1 protein-coding gene is annotated in these 256 nt (G+C 60.9%); it reads left to right on the top strand.

From position 1 onward, the window contains the following. The coding region (locus tag EZI54_RS24175; protein ID WP_242674593.1) for a reverse transcriptase domain-containing protein at positions 1-256 on the top strand (256 nt) is incomplete at both ends.

Genomic DNA, 256 nt, shown 5'->3' with positions numbered 1-256 from the left:
AGTTCTTTGATCGGGTCAATCACGATGTGTTGATGAGCCTGCTGGCCCGTCGCATCACCGACCGACGGATACTGACCCTGATCCGGCGTTACCTGCAAGCCGGTATGCTCGACGGTGGACTGGTCAGTCCGAGACGGGAAGGCACGCCGCAAGGCGGCCCGCTGTCGCCTTTGCTCTCCAACGTACTCCTGACCGAATTGGACCAGGAACTGGAGCGGCGAGGTCATCGGTTCTGCCGCTATGCGGACGACTGCAA

It is taken from the genome of Marinobacter halodurans (assembly GCF_004327985.1).
In the GTDB taxonomy this organism is placed as follows: Bacteria; Pseudomonadota; Gammaproteobacteria; order Pseudomonadales; family Oleiphilaceae; genus Marinobacter_A; species Marinobacter_A halodurans.
Note: the sequence above shows the minus strand (reverse complement) of the source record. Positions and strands in the feature narration are given on the sequence as shown.